We start from the raw sequence: 19,255 nt of genomic DNA, 5'->3' as shown, positions 1-19,255 counted from the left end.
ACGAGAAGGAGGTGAGCCCCGTGAACACCCGTTGTCACGTCTGGGCGCCCTTCTCGTCCGTCCCCCTCAGCTGACCTCTTCGCGTCGGGGAGTGCGCCCTCCCTATCCCGGAGGACACATGTCTTTCTCCTCGTTCCGCATCGACGTATCTGATGCGGTCCTCGACGATCTGCGGGCCCGGCTGGCCCGTACCCGATTCACCACCCGCAGCGGCGACCAGCCGTGGCAGGGCGGGGTCGACCCCGACTACCTCAAGGACCTGGTGTCCTACTGGCGGACCGGCTTCGGCTGGCGGGCCCGCGAGGCGCAGCTCAACGCGTACCCCCAGTTTGTGGCCCTTGTCGGTGGCCGGAAGCTGCACTTCCTGCATGTCCGCGCGGTGCGGCCGGCCGGTACGAGCGCGCGGTTGCCGTTGCTCCTCAGCCACGGCTGGCCCAGCAGCTTCGTCGAGATGCTGCCGCTGGTCGACCGGCTGACCGACCCCGCGCGCTTCGGGGGTGACCCCGCCGACGCGTTCGACGTGGTGGTGCCCTCGCTGCCCGGCTTCGCCTTCTCGGAGGCACCCGACGAGCCGGTGACCCGGGCTCTGCTGGCCCGGACGCTGCACGAGCTGATGACCGACGTGCTCGGCTACCAGCGGTACGGCGCCTTCGGCGGTGACGTCGGCGGGGTGGTGACCGGCTGGTTGGGTGCCCTGTACCCGGAGCAGGTGGCCGGCATCCACATGATCCACCCGCCGTTCCCGGCCAGCTTCGACGCCCGGCCGCTGTCCCCGGCCGAGCAGGCGTTCCTGGACGCCGAGGCCGCGTACGACGAGACCGACGGCGGCTACAGCTCGATCATGGGCACCCGGCCGGACACCCTCGCGGCGGCGCTGGCCGACTCACCGGCCGGGCTGGCCGCGTGGATCGTCGACAAGTACCGGGACTGGAGCGACAACCACGGGGACCTGGCGAACAGCATCGACGCCGACACCCTGCTGACGATCATCACGCTCTACTGGGTGAGCGACTCGATCGGATCGTCGTTCCGGCAGTACGCCGACTTCGACCACAACACCCCGCGACCCGACATCACCGTGCCCGCCGCGTTCACAGTGAGCACCGAACCCGCGCAGGCCAACTTCCCCCGCGAGATCGCCGAGCGGGCCTGCACCGACATCCGGCACTGGAGCGAGCCGGGCCGGGGCGGGCATTTCATGCCGCTGGAGGAGCCGGACCTCCTCGCCGGTGAGCTGCGCCACTTCTTCACCACCCTGCACGCTCAGTGACCAGCGGTGGAGCCGGGCCGGCCCACCGGCCCGGCTCCACCTCGTCACGCAGAGGCGCGCGGCCTCGTCATAAGAGCATGAGAGGACTCGTCAGAACCGCCGCCGCCCTGCTCGGGCTGGCCTCCACGATCGTCGGCGTCTGGGCGATGCTCGCGCCGACCGCGTTCAGCAACTGGGCCAACTTCCCGCCCGCCCGGCACTTCGTGCACGACATCGGTGCCTTCCAGCTCGGCATCGGCGTGACCCTGCTGCTCGCCATCATCTGGGCCGACGCGCTCACCGTGGCGCTGGCCGGCTACGCGGTCGGCGGGACGGCCCACACGATCATCCACCTCGTCGACCGCAACCTCGGCGGCACCACCGGGCAGACCATCGCGATCGCCGGTGCCGTGGTGGTGGCCGTGGTGGCATTTGCATACCGGTGGAGTGAGCTGGGCTGGGTGATCGGCTCGGTCACGCCGGCCAGTGCGCCGGAGCTGGCCCCGTTCGAGCGGCAGAAGACGGTCGTGCTGACCACGTACCGCCGGGATGGCCGACCGGTCGCGACGCCGGTGAGCATCGCGGTGGCCGGCGACCAGGCATACGTGCGCAGCTTCGAACGGGCCTGGAAGACCGTGCGGATCCGCAACAACCCGGCCGTCACCGTGGCCCCGTCGACCCAGCGCGGCGCGCCGACCGGCCCGCCCATCGAGGCCACCGCCCGCCCGTTGACCGGCCAGGAGTACGCCGAGGCAGCCCGCAGCCTGCGACGCAAGTACCCGCTGCTGCACGGGGTGCTCGTGCCCCTGATGCACCGCCTCGGGCGGAGCAGGAGCGGCCGTACGGTGCACTTCGCGCTCGTACCGAAGCGCTAGTCGGCGTGGCCGTCTGGTGAGGGCGGTGGCTGGTCCGTCAACCCGCCCCGCCCCGCTCTGCCCCGCTGAGCCTCGCTCTGCCTCCCGCGATCTTGCACTTGCTGCCTCGACGTAGCGGGCATCCCACGCATATCGGCGACCGAAACTGCAAGATCGGCGAGGCGGGGGGAATGGGGCGTCGGCGGAGCGGGGGTGGTGCTGGTCTGTAAAATCTCTCCTTTCGGGAACAAAGGGGTACATCGATCTGGGTCGCGTTCCCTGTCCCGTACATGAGCGGTTGTATCGCCTGTGACCGTGACTTCAGCGACCCATTGGCAGCTCACCTGGGCTGACCGCGAGAACGAGCGGCGGCGGCGCGCGTACCGGAGCGATTCCGTCGCCTGGCTCCGACGCCAGGACCACCTGACCCGATTACGGATCGAGGCGGCCGAGTTCCTCGGCTGCACGCAGCCGCGTACCGGCCTGGCGGTGGACCTGGACGACGACGAACTCGTCTTCCGGGTCCTGCCCGTCGCGTCGCTGGTCGAGGTCCAGGCGCGGCACGTTCTCGGACTGCCCACGCCCGGCCCCAGCGACTTCGCCGACACCCCGAACGACGCCCTGCCGGACGGTCTGCGGATCGTCGACACCGGGATGGCCGTCGTGACCAGCCGGCGGGTGGCCTTCGCAGGACGGGATCACCGGCGCGAGTGGCGGTACGCGGACCTGCTCGGCGCCGCACACCACCCCGACGTCCCGCTGACGCTGCTGCACACCACCGACCACGGTCGGCTCACCGGGCTGCGGGTGCCGGCCGCCGCCGCGGTCAACGCCCGCTTCTACCTGGCCCTCGCCGTCGCGATCTTCGACGGGTCCCGGGCTGCGGTTGTCGCGCAGCTCGACGCCCTGCTGGCGGCTCATCGGGGTGACCGGCCGGTGCCGGTGGCGGTGGTCTCGCCGGACGAGGCGCCGACGACGGCGGTGCGGCCCGATCGGCGGGCGGTCGCCGTTGCCGCCGTCGCGGCGACGATGTTCGCGACGCTGACGGCTGGCGCGTTCGGGCCGGAATCGGGCAGTTCGGTGGGCCGGGCGGAGGCGGGCACCATCAACGCCGTTGACGCTGTCACCCCGTCTCGTTTGGACGAGCGCGAGCGAGGTACGTCCACTGCGGGCGATGCTGCGGTACGGGCCACCAGCGGGGTGCTGTCGGGTGGCGCCGCCGTTCGGCCGGTGGTGCCGTCGTCCAGCCCGGTGCCCATGATCGCTCCGGTTCCGCCTGCGGTTCGGGTCCCGCCTGCTGGTCCGGTGCCGTCCGTCGCTCCGGGCGTGCCCAGTGCTCCGGCTCCGTCCGCCACGTCGACGCCGAGGCCCCGTCCGGCTCCGACCACGCCCCCACCCAGTGCGTCGGCTTCGCCCACTGCCCCGGCCTCGCCTACCGCAACTCCGTCGCCTTCGCCGGACTCCACAGCGCTCTCGGCATGTCTGGGTCCATTTCAACTGCCGGTGCCCTGCCCGTGACGCGTTGCCTTGCGATGTCGTCTCTTGCGGCCCGCCTCATTCGGTGGCGCTGAAGTCGGGGACGGTGAGGGTGCCGTCCGGACCGAGGGTGAAGCCGGGGTTCCAGGCGATTTCCCAGAGGTGACCGTCCGGGTCGGCGAAGTAGGCCGCGTACCCGCCGTAGAACGTCTCCCGAGCCGGGCGGGTCACCTCGGCCCCGGCGGCCGCCGCCGTGCCGATCAGCTCGTCGACCTCATCCCGGGACCGGACGTTCTGGGCGAGGGTCATCCCGCCGAAGCCGTCGGTGCCCGGGTCGTCGACGCCCGCGTCCTCGGCCAGCTTGTCGCGTCCCCAGAGCACCAAGGCCAAGCCGCCGGCCTGGAGGAAGACCGTCTCCTCGACCTCCTGGCCTTGCCAGCCCAGCCGCTCGTAGAACGCCTTCGACCGCTGTAGGTCCCTGACTCCCAGGGTGATCAGGCTTATTCGCTGTTCCATCCCAGCAACCTAACGCCGATCACTCGGAGGCGTGTAGACGGCGAGGTTGTTGCGGTCGCCAAAGCGCCGCCGCGTCCGGTCGGTGCCCTCCCCGCGCCGCCTCCACGCATCATTATGCGTTTTGCGCTGTCACGTTGCGATCGAGGAAAGAGGAGCGCTGTGAAACGCGAGTGCACTGCTCATTGAGCTATGCGAAATGCACTCGGCGCGCGGGAACTGCATCCCTGAAAGGAGCGTCGTAAGGCGGTCGGGCTTTCGGAAACAAAAGTGGTCTTGTCGCGCGCCGCGCGGAGCGGTAAACAGGCGGTGGCGACGGCATTCACGACGCACGCTCAAATTATCGACTCCTGGCTTTTTCCCTCGAAATGTGCATATGAGCGCCAGGCTCCACCGAATCAATCCACCAAGCCTTGACGTGGTCGCAGCCGCATGGAAGTCTCTCAATAAGCGCTACTGCGGCAACCGTGCTGGTCCCTGCGGCCACCGCTGCACCTGAATTGTCCTGGAATTGTTCGGTCAAAAAGGGAGAAGCATGCGAGCAGGATCGTCTGGTATTGCTGCGCCATTTGGTGGGCGTCGACTGATCGCCCTATCTCTAGGGGTGTTCCTGGCCGTTACCGCCCTACCTGCCACCCCTGCCGCTGCCGACAGCGGCTCGGCACCCGAGGCTGCCCATCCCGCAGTTGCGCCGGCGAGCGAGCGCGGCAGCAGCGCAAGCGCATCAGACATGGTGGCGCTGGCCCCATGCGCGTTCGTCACGGACGGCGACTATGTCCACAAGACCGGCAACGATGCCACCGGGCACGGGTGGTGGATTAACATCAACTGCGCATCAGGCACGCGGGCGACGGTGAAGATCTGGCTTGAGGAGTATTACTCAGACGGCAGTTGGCGGGTCAAGGGCAGTGGGTCGAAGAGCCCCGTCTACTCTGGCAGCGGTTCCGCGAACCGCGCGAACGCGCGTGCGACCTGCCAGAGCTCCGCTGTAGTGTCGTGGCGGAGTCGTATCGACGTCGATTTGATTGGTCAAGTGGACTCTCCCGAGCAAGCGGTTACCGCTGTGCGCGAGTTGCCTTGCGCCGTCAACTGATTGCGGTTTAACTCGGGGTGCGCTGTGGCGGTGGCAACTGCTCACAGCGTGCCCCAGTGGCTCGTCTGCAGCCCGTAGGATGTTGCTCATGACTGCTCGAATAATCGCCCTCTATGCACTGTGCGACTTGCCTCCGACGGAGGGTGTCGGTGCGAACCCGGGCAGCAGGCTCGATTTCACTGTAAATGAATTCGCAGAGCTTTCTGAAGGGCAGCCTGTACTGCTGCGGGAGCTGGGCTGGACCAGCGTGCCGTCGACCGGCGGCGCAGCCACTCTTGCGCTCTACCTGACCGAGGATCGGGTGCTAGACAACGTTCGAAACGTCGTGCTGCCGGACGACGGGGAGACGTCGAACGACGAACACCCATGGCACGACATGGCCGCGACGCTCACGGAGCAGGGCTTCTCGACAACCGCGGGGGAACTTCGCGATCTGCCTTACAAAATCATGCTCACTCCGCGCCTGCGCGCACGGCTGTCCGCTTCGAAGGCGTAGAGCGCAACCTTGACATGCGGCTCGACGTCAGGTTCGCGCCGAACGCGGCCGCCGCTTAACCGCGGTTTTGGCCGGGAGGGCTACGCAGCGATGGCCCGCGCAGCGGCATACACGTCGGCGGGTAGGGCGTGGTGAAGCCGCCAGATGATCCGCATCGGCCGGTCGCCAGTGTGCTCCCGATAGGTCATCGGGCCGGCGTACAGATATGCCGGCGCGCCCAGGTCGCGGTCGGGAATCCTGGTCTCCCGCACGAACAGGTGCACCGTCGACCCGCGTGACGCGTGCTGGCGGTAGCGCTGCCCAGTCGCCGACTCCGACGACGTGGTGCTCTGCGACTCCCACTGGAACAGCGTCTCGGTGATGGCCCGGTCGGCGTACATCGTGGTGGGGGAGTAGTGCACCTCCGACTTGACCAGCGTGACGAAGAACAGGTCGGCCTGGGCGTCGGGAAGCCACTTCACCCCCTCGCGCAGCGACCCCGGGTTGGTCATACCGAAGGCCGCGCATGCCTCGTTGCGGCTGTACCGAGCGTGTACCCGCAGCGGCACATCACCCGTAACGACAGTCGGCGTGACGCGGTGGATGCGGTCCCGCAGCACCTCGGCGACCTGCTGCAACTCGGCGCAGCGAGCCGGCTCCTTCGAGAGCGCAGCCAGCCGCTCGTCGCGCGACGCCAGCGCCGCGTTCGGCCCCCACAGGCTGAAGTGCAGCATGTCCAATAGCCGACCAGCTTCGGCGTACGGCGGCCGACCGCCCGCGACCTCAGTCAGCAGCCTCAGACGGTCCACGTCGTCGGTGTGCAGCATGCGGCCAATCGCCCGGCCCAGTTCCCGGTCGTGCGGCCCGGGGGCGGACGTCTCGATGCCGGCGAGCCGGCGCAGCCCCGTCCATCCACCGACGCTGGCCGAGCGGTACACGTCCTCGATCTCCAAGCCGGTCTCACGGAGGAACGTCGCCAGGCTGACGTCGCCGAGCTGCCGTAGCTCCGCGACGAGGCCGGGCTTCGACGTGGGCATCGCCTTCTCCAGGTTGCGGAGCACGACCTCCTTGGCCACTCGGTCCAGCTCGACGTGGCAGCCGCTGGGCAGGCTCGGGAAGTCGTCACGAACCGCCTCGGTGATGGCCCGGCGAGTAACCCCGGTCAGTGCCCGCCACCGCAGGTCGAAGCGGAAGTTGGCGTGCTGCCCACCGATGAAGTCGAGCACGGTCAGGCAGGGCTTGTCGTCGTCGAGGCGCAGCCCGCGGCCGAGCTGTTGCAGGAAAATCGTGGCGCTCTCGGTGGGCCGCAGCATCAGGATCGTGTCGACCATCGGCAGGTCGACGCCCTCGTTGAACAGGTCCACCGTGAAGAGCACCCGCAGCTTGCCCGACTTGAAGTCCCGCAGCAGCACGTCCCGCGCGGCGCGGTCGACCTTCGAGGTAACCGAGGCCGACGGTACGCCGTGCTGACGGAACCAGTCGGCCATGAACTCCGCGTGCCCGATGCTCACGCAGAACCCGAGCGCCCGCATGCGCCCGGTGTCCACCTTTTCGTTCACGGCTCGCAGCACTGTCCGCGCCCGAGCGTGGTTGCCGGTATAGAGGCCGCCCAACTCGGCCAGGTCGTACCCCTGACCGCGCTTCCACGCCAACTGCGACAGGTCGACGTCGTCGTGCAACCCGAAATACTGGAACGGCGCCAACAGTTGCCGCTCCAACGCGTCCCACAGGTGCAGTTCGACGGCCGTCCGGCCGCCGAACCACCCGCGCACGTCAGTGCCGTCGGCCCGGTCGGGGGTCGCCGTCAGTCCCAGGAGTACGCGCGGCCGCAGTCGGCCCAACAACTTGGTGTACGTCGGCGCCTCTGCATGGTGGAACTCGTCGACGATAACCATGTCGTACGCCTCGGGGTCGATCTCCCGCCGATGTAGCGACTGGATGGAGGCAAAGACGTGCCGCCAGTCCTGCGGCACCTTGCCCCCGACGAGCGTTTCGCCGAAGCTGCCGTCCCCCACCACCTGGCGGAACGTCGACAGGCTCTGCCGCAGGATCTGCTCCTGGTGGGCCACGAAGAGCAGCGATTCTGCCTGACCCGCCCTGCGCAGCCGGCGGTAGTCCAGCGCGGCGACCACCGTCTTGCCGGTGCCGGTCGCCATCACGACCAGGTTCCGGTAGCGGCCGTGCACCTGCCGCTCCGCGTCCAGGTCAGCCAGGATCTCGGCCTGATACGGGTACGGGCGCACGTCAAGGTTGGAGATCTCGGTCGGAGCCTCGTCGCGGCGCTCCCCGCTGAGCGCGTGCCTGAGCCGCTCGGCATCCCGGGCCGCGTCGTACTCCTCGAACGCCGGATCGTTCCAGTAGTCCTCGAACGTTGCGGTGAAGGTGTCGATGACGTGCGGCTGCTCGATGTTCGAGATGCGGACGTTCCACTCGACGCCGTCGACCAGCGCGGTCTTCGACAGGTTCGACGAGCCGACGTACGCGGTGGTGGTGCCGTTGCCCCGGCGGAACAGCCACGCCTTGGCGTGTAGCCGGGTGGTCCTGGTCTCGTACGACACCTTGACCTCAGCGCCCAGCTCGGCGAGCCGGTCCAGCGCTCGCTGATCGGTGGCACCGAGGTAGGTCGTGGTGATGACCCGGACTCGGCCGCCTCGCCCGATGACCTCGCGGATGGCGGGCTCGACGATGCGCAGGCCGTACCACTTGATGAACGCACAGAGCAGGTCCACCTGGTCGGCAGAGGCCATCTCGTGGTTGACCTCGTGGCCGATGCGGGGCTGGTGACGGCCGTTGACCAGCAGCGCGCCGGTGGAGAGCGGGGTGGCGGGGCGCTGCGGAAAGGTGGGCTGCGCGGGTGGAGTTGGTGGGGCGGCGATGGCGTGGAGCAGGTGCTTGGCGTCGGTTACCTGGTCCTGCTCCGTCGCAGCCTGTGGGCTCAGTGCGGCGATGGTTTCTGCGATGCGGTTGGCCAGGTCGACCTGGCGGTGGAGCTTGTCGTCGCCGGTAGGGAGGGCTTGCAGGGCGCGCTTGGCCAGCTCGGCAATGTGCCGGGCGAGGGTGTTGTGCGCGTCGGCGGGGTTGAGGATGTTGCGCTGGACCAGGGCGGGGTCGACGTGCTGGAGATGGTCGGCCAGCTCACGAGTGATCAGGTGTTCGTAAATGCCCCGCTCAAGATCCGTCACGTAGGAAACCTAGCGGGAGAATGCGGGAGCCCGCTGTCCGCACGTTGGAGTTTCCCGTCGGCCTGTCAGTTTGCCGACAGAGCCAGGCCCTTAACACGGCAATGCTCACCCCCAGTCTTGACTTCTCCGCTTGGGCGGGGGTGAAGTCTTCGAATAACACGGTCGGTGCTCTCACCAGTGTAAACATCGTGTCTGCCGACAGCCCATGGCCTTACGTCGTATCCACTCCGGAGGCCATTGACACTGCAGAGAGGCCAGGCAGGCCAACCCGATCGGCTGAATACATAGGGTCCCGCTAACAGTGCCTCTGCCGGTAATGTCCCCGACACGCCTTGTGGGGAGGTGAGGGGCGATGTCGACCGGACTCAAGAAGCTGCCCGGGGTCAATTGGGGTTTCCGATGAACGCCTCGCTGGTCGCTCCGCGCCGGCAACCCTCGTCTGCCGCGACCTACAAACTGCATCGGTCGGGCGTGCCAGCGCTCGTTGAATGCGATGACGCCAAGCGGGCCCTCACTGAGCCGGCAAGCTGCAAATCGGGTCCGTCAGCCGGATCGATCTCCCTCGGCTTCCTCGTTTTGGATCCCGACAGCGCGGGCGCCCGGCAGCCCCTGACGCAGGAGGTCCAGCAACCTAGCGCGATTCCCGTTCCTCGCGGAGAAGATTATGTCTGAGGATAAGCCCGAGGGGCTCCTTCTGACCCGGTATGAATCGTGGCTCACGCCGCAGCAAATGTCGCCACCCGGGTCCGTGGCGAAGAAATTCTTCGAGGATGCGGCTGTAATTCTAGACGCGAACGTCCTACTCGACCTTTACCGCTACACCAAGGCAGGACGTGAACAAGTATTATCTGCTCTCGAGTTGTTCGCGAAGCGGCAGCGCCTCTGGCTCCCCTATCAGGTTGGGATCGAGTTCTCGAGGAATAGGGCTAGTGCAGTCCAGGGGCGCCTCGCGCAATTATCGGCGACCGGGAAGAATGTCAGCACCAAATTTCAAGCAGCTTCTCGCCTAATTCGTGAATCACGCGAGGAAGTCGCGAACCTGATTCGCGAGATGACCCAAGATGAAGATGCCGCGGATGAGGTCGTAGAGCTGGTTGCAGACGCCGACATCGACGACGTGATGAAAGATTGGCAGAAGCATCTGCTTGAAAAGCTAAGGCGGCTTAAGTCCGAGGAGGCTGTGAGCCCTCAGCACGTAGGCGGAAACGATCCACTGCTTCCACAAATTGCGGGACTTTTTGCAGGCGCGGTAGGGGCACCGCTTGCGCAAGGGGCGACGCGCGCATTGGTCGAAATCGCAATCAACTACAGGTATCCGAACAAAATACCACCAGGTTTCGCGGATGGCCAAAAAGATACAGATCTCAGGGCGGCTGGCGACTACATCATCTGGGAAGAGATGATCTCTTTCGCGACCAGTTTAGCTAAACCTCGATCACTCATCTTTGTTTCCGGAGACACCAAGGGCGACTGGTACGAACTGGATAATAATGGGAAGCCGCTGAGGCCTTGGCCTGCCCTCCATGAAGAAATGCGGTCACGGGCAGCGGCAGAACTCCTGATCTTAACGCCCAAGGAATTTCTTCGGGGCGCCCACGAAGTTCTAGGAGCGCCGTTGGAGACTAAGACCTACGACGAGGTCGAACGAATTTCCGAGGGCGCTGCAGTACCAGACACGGACTCGTGGCAGGGTCACGCCGCCGCTACTCAGCTAAGTAGATTGTCCAGTTCGTCGATGGCAGGCGGCAGCGCAGAAAACGCCGACGCCGCTGTCCTTGAGTTGCGTCTTGCGCGAATACTCGCGGAGCGCGATGGCCTCCGAATTAGTCTCGAACAGCGGCCGGGGGAATCCGGAAATAATGATCCCAGGTCTTTCGCGAGAATAGTCGCTTCGAGAATAGATGAACTGTCCGCGCAAGCTGCCGCTCTAAGGCAGCGGTTAGAAGTTCTTGGAACCCAAAATTCTCTGATGGCGTAAGAAATCGGTCAGACAGTCACTACCAGCTGAAAGGCATAGTTCGAGACCGAATTGCTCACTGAGTTTGCAGGGAGGAAGCATGGGCATTTTTAGTACGATCAAACAGCAAATTGAGGATAATGGATCTGACGATGACAATGATCCGGATTCCCGCCTTCTCCTTGATCTGCTAGATTTCGAGGCCTACGTTGGCGAAGTCTACTCACTCGGCTACAACGAAGCTCTCGTTCAGATACACGATCATCATCGACGGCAGGTAGGCGGCATACCTGCACTATCATTCCTCCTTGCGACAAGAATTATTGAGGGCGAAAAGATAGACACGCAGGAGGAGGATTCCTCGATAGTCCTTCTCCGAGTCCTAGACCAAGCCAACCTGCCGAATGCTCAAGAAGCCCTTCGGGTGCGAGTCGAGACAGCGCAACGAGTCTCAGGCGAGCGAGAGAAGAGTTGGGATCACAAGGACGTGATGGATCCCGCAACCAACCACCTATTGAGCTACGCGGGAGTTAGATGTCGCGTCCTGGGGACTTTTCACGTCGACGATATTGAAGGAATTGGAGGGTCGCTCACTTTCGGGGCAGATTTGAGCAATTACTACCCGAATCGAGGGTTAAAAGTCTTCAAGCCTCGGGCGGCGACGCTCGGCAGGATAGTTAACTACCGAGACCCGCGCCGCCACAAGGATGGTGGGGGGCTGCAGGTGCCAGTGGGAAGAGTCCGCTACGCGTCAACGAATCGGAGTTTCCAGCAAGTAAATACCGTTGGTGTCTCGATTACTCCAATTGATCTTCTAGCTCAAAAAACTGCCTTGTTCGGCATGACTCGAATGGGCAAATCGAATACGACCAAGATCGTGTTGCGGTCGATTTTTGCGCTCCGTTGGGCACCGGCCCCTCGTCGCATTGGCCAGATTGTGTTCGATCCAGATGGCGAATACGCAAACGATAACACGCAAGATGCCGACGAAAAGCGGAACCCTACGGCTATCAAGAACGTGTGGGCTGTAGCACCCAACAACCCGGGTCAGTTCAAAGAAGATGTGGTGACTTATGGGATTGTGCCTCATCCGAATGACCCTGGACGAAAACTTATGCTATTGAACTTCCACGTTGCCGAAAACCTCCAGGTAGGGAAACAAATAATCGACACCGCGTTAGCGGGAGATACGACGAAATTCATCGCAAACTTTCGCGATGTGAATTTTACACCGCCCGAAGATGCGTTCGGGGGAAGCGCGATTCGGTACCACCGGCGGGTTCTATGTTATCGAGCTCTCCTAGTAAAAGCTGGATTTGAAGCCTCAGAAGAAATTCGACCAGCGATGGCGAGTGGCAGGAGTAGGCTATTCGGAGAGCAGTTCATTAATGCTCTCGCTTCGTCGGGGGGTAAGGAGCCGAAGCAGTACGCAACGTGCGCCGCTATACTTTCGAAGAGATCACCGACGTGGTCGGAACTTATTACGGCGCTCACTTATCTGCGCAATTACATAGTAGATGGCGGCTCGGCTTTCGGCGACTTTGACCAGGAGTATGTGAAAGGAAGCTCTACCGGCTCTTGGGCCGATGATGATCTTAAAAAGATTCTGGAGATGTTCTTCTACGCTAATGGATCGAAGCAAATAGGTAGAGTCGCGGGACAGCATACCCATAGCACAAGCACGGATTACGCCGAGGATATCTATACTCACTTAGAATCCGGGCGCCTTGTAATTGTTGACCAATCGAGTGGTGATCCGTTAATCAACAGAACGTCGGCGGATCGAATCATGTGGCGGATTTTCGAAGAGAATCAGCAAAAATTTCGAAACGCTTCATCGCCACCAGAGGTGCTCGTATACGTCGAGGAAGCTCACAATATTTTGCCTTCCGCCAGTCAAACGGACTTCACTGATGTTTGGGTCCGCGCTGCAAAGGAAGGTAGCAAGTATCGCATTGGGTTGGTATACGCAACGCAAGAAGTTAGCTCTATCCAGCGGAACATCTTGCGGAATACTGCAAACTGGTTCATCGGTCACTTGAATAATACCGATGAGACCAAAGAGTTGCGCAAGTTCTACGACTTCGCCGACTTCGAGGCAAGTATCCTTAGAGCCCAAGATCCTGGGTTTATCCGGCTGAAGACTCTTTCGAATCCCTATGTTGTACCCATCCAGGTCGACCGATTTTCTATCGATCATAGTGCCGTCGAGGGTGAGTCCTGATGCCTTACGAGGGCGAGTTTGCGGCCTATCGACCGCTTCAACGTATAGCTGACTCGGACCAGGTGAGAGCACTATTAACCCGAGCGAAGAGGGTACGTGTTGACGGCGCCGGGGAAGGTTTGCCAAAACCCCTAGACGCACCTCCCTCGGACGTCGCCCTGCCTGAGCTGGTACTTGCCATCGACGGGAGTAATGCCGAGGTCAAGGTAACGAATGGGTATCCTGGAGCACGCGTCGGCTATATAACTGTCGCAAGTGTGCTGCTTAACCTAAAGCTCATCGATGCTTTAGACGAGCAAAGGCCGGTTGACCCAGTCAAGTTCCGAACGACTGAGGAAGCCGCGACGCTGCCTGCCGCGCTGCCGGGTAGCAACGTCGTGACCAGGGAGCATATTTCGGCTAGAGATTCGTTCAGGGCTGAGTTATACGATCTGTTCCACGATGCAATAGTTGACGACGACGACCACGTCCGGCTTATCGAAACCTACGAGGCACTCCTGCGACTTAAGCCTGACACTAAGCCCCAGCGGTGTCCGTATTCTTACGATGGGTGCGGTGAAAGCGTCCTAGTCCGAACTGGACTGACAGAGTGCGGGTGCCAGAAACGTCGAGCAATCTTCTCGACCGATGCGCTCAGGGTTCACGAAGGCTTCAGGGATGACTCCTCCAACGGTGAGGTTCTGGGTGAAGTAATGCAAGTCTGGGAGCGGCTGCTTCTAGTCCATCTCCTCCGTTGCTTCGAATCCCGGGGAATGCTTTCGAAAGTTGAGAAGATCGCCTTCATTATTGACGGGCCACTGGCCATATTTGGCCATCCGGCATGGTTGAGTGCGGCCATAAGTACGGAGTTGAAACGTCTCAACGCCAAAGTTGCGCAGGGAGGCGGATCAGATCTATTGATTATCGGAATCGAGAAAGGCGGAACGTTTGTCGAACACTTCGCAGACATCGATATAATGGTGGACGAGGATACTCCTTTGTTCGCTAATCGTTCTTACTTCCTCCCTGACGACGGGTACATCAAGAAGCGGATAATCTACTCGAATAGTGGTAAACGTTATGGCGCGGACACTTACTTTGGGCGAAAGTTGTTTTATAAGACAGCAAATGGGTCACGGATTGTTGCAAACATCCCCTTTCTTGACGATGATCAGGATACGCTCGATACCTCCGACGTCTCGCGTTACCCCCAGCTCCCGCTGGTATGTGAATTGCTGGACAAGCTTGTCTCTTCGCGCTTTGAGAATGCATTGACGCCAATCGTATCTGCCCACGCTCATGCTGCGATTCCACTGCATCTCGGCGAGAAGGTTCTGAAGCAACTGGCCGCAGCTTTAATGAAGGATGATTGATGGTGCAGTCGAAGCGCGACTATGGGTCGGCGAGCCGTCGGTGGGAAGGAGTGGGACCCTATTACGCAATGTTTCCCACTCGTTTCGCGGACGATGTTATCTCCCGATTCACTGCCCCTGGGGACACTGTGCTGGATCCATTTGCTGGGCGCGGAACGGCTGTTTTTAGTGCTGCATGTCAGGGTCGCAGGGCGATTGGTATCGAGATAAATCCTGTAGGTTGGTGCTACGCAAGAACGAAATTGGAGCCAGCGCCGCACGAATCTGTGGTGACCCGCCTGCGATGGCTTGCCGGGAACGCCTCGACTTACATGGAGAATGCCGAATCTTTGCCCGAATTCTTCCATCATTGCTTTGCTGTAAAGGTGCGCGCATTCCTTCTCGCGGCTCGCGATTTGCTAGATTGGCGGAATATTGCCGTGGATCGCACCGCGATGGCGCTACTCTTGGTTTACCTTCATGGCAAGCACGGCTCTGCGTTATCGAATCAAATGCGGCAAACTAAGTCGATGGCGCCGGATTACGCGGTCAAGTGGTGGAAAGAGCGTCGGCTTGCGCCCCCTGACATGGATCCCGTGGATTTCATGGTGAAGCGACTCGCCTGGAGGTATGCGAAGGGTGTGCCAGTCACGGCGAAGAGCGAGATGCATTTGGGTGATGCGGGCGAGGCTCTCGTAGCGATTAGTCGCAGGCTGCGCCAGCAGCGGCGGCGGGTCGGGCTGATCTTTACCTCGCCACCGTACTTTGGCCTGACTAATTATCATTATGACCAGTGGCTGAGGCTCTGGTTGTTAGGCGGTGCACCGAACGCTTACAGGGTTCCTGGTACGAGTGAAATGAGGGGCAAGTTCGAGAATGGTGCAAGGTATATTGGGCTTCTTGAGTCCGTCTTCTCTAAAGCTGCCCCTACGCTTGCATCCGATGGAACTGTTTACGTTCGCACTGGAGCCGGTGAACTGACGCTGAGTGCAACGCGAGCTGCTTTGTTGGCTGCGTTTCCAGAGCATCGTTTGGAGGAGGTTGCGCGGCCATACACAAAGCCCACGCAGACCAGCCTGTTCGGTGACTCGACACCAAAAGCGGGTGAGGTCGACCTGATCATGAGGCGATGCCCTTCAGGTCCAACGATTTAGGCAGGAGGTCGGGGTTGACGGATAGGGGTGCGGCTAACCGAGCACTTCCTGCCGGGACAACCTTCCTGCAACGAGGAGCCAGTCTGCGTCAAATCCGAGGGGCTTGATGGCCACGCCGCTGGCAGCTAGCTGGCGCAGGTTCACCTCATACGCTGGGTGAGCAGCGAGTTCCGCTTTGACGTTGGGAAACGCGTAGACGGGCAGGCGCGAGCCGAGCGCCTGGTTGAGGATGCCGAGGGCCACGTTGTCGTTGATCCCCAGCGCCCACTTGTTGATGACGTTGAAGGTGGCCGGGACGACCACAGTCGCGTCAGCGGCTGGATGGGGTTCTGGATCACCAGGGAGCCGCCACTCAACCCGCACCGGGTAGCCCGTCTGTCGAGCAAGGGCGTCCTGGTTAATCCAGGTGGCAGCAGTGGGCGTCGCTGTCACGCAGACTCTCCAACCATCGCCGATCAGTAGGTCGATGAGTTCGTTGATGCGCAGTACAGGTGGCGCGGCCGAGACGACGAGGGCGAGTACAGGGCGCTTGCTCATACCAGCAAGCCTGCCCGTTCTGCCAAGGGCCGTAACCCTGGCGTTGCGGCGCGACGCTCCTTGGACAGCAGATCACGGATGAGCTCACGAGCATGGACGTTGGCCTGCACCACTTCGGCGGCTGTCCGTTCGGCTTCGAGCAGATGCAATACCGCTGCGGACCTGTCCGCCGCGCCCATCATCGAGGCTAGCGCCAGGTCGACATGTACCTGAGCCCGTCGACCGACAAGCACCGCAGGCAACTTCGAGGTGTCGAGCTGCATGGCGACCGCGACAGCTCGATCTGGGTCGCCGGCCCGGACCGCAGCAGAGACCGCATGGATGGCGACGTTGGTCGGGCCGAAGCCCGTCCACAAGCAGTTGCGATCCGACCCCAGCTCAGCGGCCAGCCCATCGGCCTGGCTCAGTAGCCGACCGGCCGCCTTCTGCTCACCGCCGCCTGCGGCGACTACGGCCGCCAAGAGAAGCAGGGCGCCCCGTGCGGAGATCAGCTCAGGATCATTCACCGGACCTTCGGAGGCCAGCTGGTCAATGCTGCTCTCCAAAACTTGAGCTGTCTGGTCCGCTCTGCCTGGCAATCGGAGAAGTCCACACGCCGCCTGGTAGGCGGCGACTGCCAGCAGTGCGCGATCACCGGCAAGCCCTGCGGCGGTCGACGCCCGGTCCGCTGTCATCAAGGCGCTCTCGCCGTCACCGACCTTGGCAGCGAGTTTCGAGGCCGCAATGTAGGCGGCGGCGAGCAGCTGGAATGCGCGAACTCGTTGAGCCCCGGGTGCATGCGTGGCCAGATCTGTGGCCTGCCCGAGCACGTCGGGCAGCAGTCGAGCCGCGGAGCTATAGCTCGCACGCTGGTACAAGCCGTGAACCCTGCCGACGCTTCGCCGCACGTCAGCGAGTGGCCGTACCTGCTCAACCGGTCGGTCAGGTAGGTAGCTGGTCAGGAACGTGCGCAGGCCGGTAAGTAGGTCTGAGCGAGCGGCCCCGACTGCGGCGTCGCGGGTCTCGTCCCCCATGATCCGCCCCCTGCGCGTTGCCACCGACACATCTGCGAGCATCTCGTCGAGCTGTTCGAGAGTAACTCGCAATGCGTCGGCGATCCGGCTCCGATGCCAGGGCTGAGGATCCGTCTCGGCACCCTCCCAGCGGACGACGGTCGACCGTTCAACGCCGAGGATTTCGGCCAACTGCTCCTGGCTGAGCCCGAGTGCCTTCCGCCGATGGCAGAGCCGGTGCCGCTTCAAGGCCACGACGTTGCTCCCTCCACTTGCCGCCACTTTAGTAACCAATCGACGACGCTGCGGGTACGTGTCTGCCTCATTGATGCGCCACTTCGGCTCCCTCGACGCTGTAGTTCCTGAGCGGCGAAGCCCCGAGGCTGAACGCACGGCCCCGGGGCGGGTGTCGAGCGCCGGAACTGTGTGGCGCGGTTCCGACTCCGCCCGCCCCGGCGCCACCTCATCCGTCGACACCCCGGAGCCGGCATGCCCAACTTGAACGACATCCACAAGAAGGCAAGCGCATGACGGCCGCGGAGGCGGTCACCCGCTGGCTGCGGCTGGTCGTGGCGGATGCGGAGCTGTCGCCGTACCTCATCGGGGTTGACCTGGACCGACTCGCCGCGCATCTCACCGCGAGCCTGGCGAACGCCCTCGATGGCGAGCCTGCGGCGGCCGGCTGGCGCGGTCTCGGGCTGACGGAGGCACAGCATCAGCGGATCGTCGACTACCTGGTGGGGGTGCTCTGGGCGGCCGAGCTGCCGGAGGGGCAGATCGCCCAGGTGCGGCGGGCGTTCGAGGTGGTCGCGTGAACCTGGCGACCGCCTGGGCGGCGGTCGACGACCGGGCGGCTGGTGACTTTTGGTGTGCCCTCGAAGACCGCCAGCCCGGCCTGCTCCCGCACTGTGACGCGCCCCTGTTCTTCGCGGCGCTCGGCAGCCTCTTGGCCGACGACGGCGACCCGGCGAGCCGAGCGGCGCTGCTCACGGTGCTCGCCCGCGCGTACCGCCTCTATGGCCTGCTCCCACACGCCGCCGCCGTCGGCGACGTTTTGCTCGCCACCATCCGACGCCACGCCCACCCACTGTGGAACCCGGCGCTCACCGAGGCCGGGCACCGCGCCGCGGGCCGCGCCACGCAGGCCATCCGCTGCGCCGCCGGCGGCGTCGGCGACGGCCCGGCCTGGTGGCCGGCCCAGGTCGTCGACCACGATCGGCCGTCGCCCGGTATCGCCATCCTCACGGTACGACCCTGGCGGCGCCTGCCCCACCACCCCGGCCAGGCCATCCCGGTGTGCACCCCACGCCTGCCGAGGCAGTGGCGCTGGCTCTCCCCGGCCAACGCGCCCCGACCCGACGGCACCGTCGAGCTGCACGTCCGTGCCGTCCCCGCCGGGGCCGTCTCCCACCGCCTGGTCCATGAGGTACGCCCCGACGAGCTGATCTGGCTCGGCCCACCATGCGACACCGGCCTCGGCCTCGATCCGGCGCGACCCGACGATCTGCTGCTCGTCGCCGGCGGCACCGGCCTGGCACCACTGCGCGCCCTGGTCGAGCAGCTCGCCGCGGCACCGGACGGCCGACGGGTGACACTGATCGTCGGCGCGCGCAGCTTCACCGACCTGTACGACCCGGTCACCCTCGACAAGCTGCAGTGCGCGCACGACTGGCTGACCGTCGTGCCGGCGTTCTCGTCGGACCCCTGTGCGGAGCCGGTCGAGCAGGGCGACGCCCTCACCATGGCGCTCCGGCACTACCGCGTCGGTCAGGACATCTACCTCTGTGGGCCACCCGCGATGGTGACCCGCGCACGGTGCCGGCTGCATGCCCTCGGCATCCCCGCCGAGCACATTCACCTACCCGAGAGTTTCACCCACTGATGGCCGGCCACCGCAGCCGACGCACTCCGGCCGGCCCGTGCGATTGGCCGCTGTCGGGCGGGGCGATCCTCGGAAGCCTGACGCTGGTCGGGAGGCGAGGTCTTCGGTAGCTTCCACGCCTGAGACCCCGTCTTCGGCCGCCTTCAGGTGGCCTTGCGGTGCCCTGGCGCGGGGGTCGCTGGGCTAGTTGTTCGTCCTTTGCTCTGCTTCAACGGACGCAACAGAAAAGTGCCGTAAGTGTTGCGCCGAGTGAAGCAGAGCAAAGGGGGTGACACAGCAACCCGGGGCAGGGCGTCGACGGCCAGAGGAGGGTGCACGACCCCGCCGCCTGTCCCC

At 63.9% G+C, this 19,255-nt stretch carries 15 protein-coding genes and 1 pseudogene; 12 read left to right on the top strand and 4 right to left on the bottom strand.

From position 1 onward, the window contains the following. Nucleotides 1-118 precede the first annotated feature (118 nt). The 3 genes from V6V47_RS08975 (at nucleotide 119) to V6V47_RS08965 (ending at nucleotide 3,621) form a co-directional block, all read left to right on the top strand. The gene (locus V6V47_RS08975; protein WP_334627615.1) at nucleotides 119-1,270 is read left to right on the top strand and encodes an epoxide hydrolase family protein; all 1,152 of its coding nucleotides are present in this window, start codon (nucleotides 119-121) and stop codon (nucleotides 1,268-1,270) included. Between the two features lie 77 nt (nucleotides 1,271-1,347). Continuing rightward, the gene (locus tag V6V47_RS08970; RefSeq protein ID WP_334627614.1) at nucleotides 1,348-2,124 is read left to right on the top strand and encodes a PPOX class F420-dependent oxidoreductase; all 777 of its coding nucleotides are present in this window, start codon (nucleotides 1,348-1,350) and stop codon (nucleotides 2,122-2,124) included. A gap of 294 nt (nucleotides 2,125-2,418) precedes the next feature. After that, complete coding sequence (locus V6V47_RS08965; RefSeq protein ID WP_334627613.1) at nucleotides 2,419-3,621, top strand: hypothetical protein; 1,203 nt, start codon at nucleotides 2,419-2,421, stop codon at nucleotides 3,619-3,621. Between the two features lie 36 nt (nucleotides 3,622-3,657). On the opposite strand, the gene V6V47_RS08960 is transcribed toward V6V47_RS08965, so the two are convergent. Further along, entirely contained in the window at nucleotides 3,658-4,095 is a 438-nt protein-coding gene (locus V6V47_RS08960) for a VOC family protein (protein ID WP_334627612.1), read from the bottom strand. 532 nt (nucleotides 4,096-4,627) lie between these two features. Between V6V47_RS08960 and V6V47_RS08955 the strand changes: the two genes are divergently transcribed. Continuing rightward, on the top strand, nucleotides 4,628-5,185 hold the full coding sequence (locus V6V47_RS08955; protein ID WP_334627611.1) for a hypothetical protein: 558 nt from the start codon (nucleotides 4,628-4,630) through the stop codon (nucleotides 5,183-5,185). Between the two features lie 88 nt (nucleotides 5,186-5,273). After that, nucleotides 5,274-5,681 (top strand): hypothetical protein, encoded by a 408-nt coding sequence (locus V6V47_RS08950; protein ID WP_334627610.1) that lies wholly within the window; start codon nucleotides 5,274-5,276, stop codon nucleotides 5,679-5,681. Nucleotides 5,682-5,761: 80 nt separating this feature from the next. On the opposite strand, the gene V6V47_RS08945 is transcribed toward V6V47_RS08950, so the two are convergent. Then, nucleotides 5,762-8,842 (bottom strand): DUF3427 domain-containing protein, encoded by a 3,081-nt coding sequence (locus V6V47_RS08945; RefSeq protein ID WP_334627609.1) that lies wholly within the window; start codon nucleotides 8,840-8,842, stop codon nucleotides 5,762-5,764. 664 nt (nucleotides 8,843-9,506) lie between these two features. Here V6V47_RS08945 and V6V47_RS08940 point away from each other — a divergent pair. From V6V47_RS08940 to V6V47_RS08925, 5 genes and pseudogenes are all read left to right on the top strand, one after another. Then, a complete protein-coding gene (locus V6V47_RS08940) occupies nucleotides 9,507-10,820 on the top strand; it encodes a PIN-like domain-containing protein (protein WP_334627608.1) in 1,314 nt (437 codons plus the stop codon). 79 nt (nucleotides 10,821-10,899) lie between these two features. Beyond that, nucleotides 10,900-13,023 (top strand): helicase HerA domain-containing protein, encoded by a 2,124-nt coding sequence (locus V6V47_RS08935; protein ID WP_334627607.1) that lies wholly within the window; start codon nucleotides 10,900-10,902, stop codon nucleotides 13,021-13,023. Beyond that, on the top strand, nucleotides 13,023-14,375 hold the full coding sequence (locus tag V6V47_RS08930) for a DNA double-strand break repair nuclease NurA (RefSeq protein ID WP_334627606.1): 1,353 nt from the start codon (nucleotides 13,023-13,025) through the stop codon (nucleotides 14,373-14,375). Before V6V47_RS08935 ends, V6V47_RS08930 begins: the two co-directional genes overlap by 1 nt. Next, nucleotides 14,375-14,578 (top strand): annotated as a pseudogene (locus V6V47_RS32695) (DNA methyltransferase); the annotation flags it as partial. The gene V6V47_RS08930 and the pseudogene V6V47_RS32695, both read left to right, overlap by 1 nt. Before the next feature lie 66 nt (nucleotides 14,579-14,644). Beyond that, nucleotides 14,645-15,508: a hypothetical protein gene (locus V6V47_RS08925; protein ID WP_334627605.1), complete on the top strand. Its 864-nt coding sequence runs from the start codon at nucleotides 14,645-14,647 to the stop codon at nucleotides 15,506-15,508. Between the two features lie 33 nt (nucleotides 15,509-15,541). Here the strand turns inward: V6V47_RS08925 and V6V47_RS08920 are convergent, their stop codons facing one another. Further along, nucleotides 15,542-16,045 (bottom strand): flavoprotein, encoded by a 504-nt coding sequence (locus V6V47_RS08920; protein WP_334627604.1) that lies wholly within the window; start codon nucleotides 16,043-16,045, stop codon nucleotides 15,542-15,544. Continuing rightward, on the bottom strand, nucleotides 16,042-17,292 hold the full coding sequence (locus tag V6V47_RS08915; RefSeq protein WP_334627603.1) for a helix-turn-helix transcriptional regulator: 1,251 nt from the start codon (nucleotides 17,290-17,292) through the stop codon (nucleotides 16,042-16,044). Before V6V47_RS08915 ends, V6V47_RS08920 begins: the two co-directional genes overlap by 4 nt. A 272-nt stretch (nucleotides 17,293-17,564) precedes the next feature. Here V6V47_RS08915 and V6V47_RS08910 point away from each other — a divergent pair, with 272 nt between their 5' ends. Continuing rightward, the gene (locus tag V6V47_RS08910) at nucleotides 17,565-17,852 is read left to right on the top strand and encodes a hypothetical protein (protein ID WP_334627602.1); all 288 of its coding nucleotides are present in this window, start codon (nucleotides 17,565-17,567) and stop codon (nucleotides 17,850-17,852) included. Further along, complete coding sequence (locus tag V6V47_RS08905) at nucleotides 17,849-18,919, top strand: FAD-binding oxidoreductase (RefSeq protein ID WP_334627601.1); 1,071 nt, start codon at nucleotides 17,849-17,851, stop codon at nucleotides 18,917-18,919. Before V6V47_RS08910 ends, V6V47_RS08905 begins: the two co-directional genes overlap by 4 nt. Nucleotides 18,920-19,255 lie beyond the last annotated feature (336 nt).

This window comes from Micromonospora sp. CPCC 205539 (assembly GCF_036906815.1).
Taxonomy (GTDB): Bacteria; Actinomycetota; Actinomycetes; order Mycobacteriales; family Micromonosporaceae; genus Micromonospora.
Note: the sequence above shows the minus strand (reverse complement) of the source record. Positions and strands in the feature narration are given on the sequence as shown.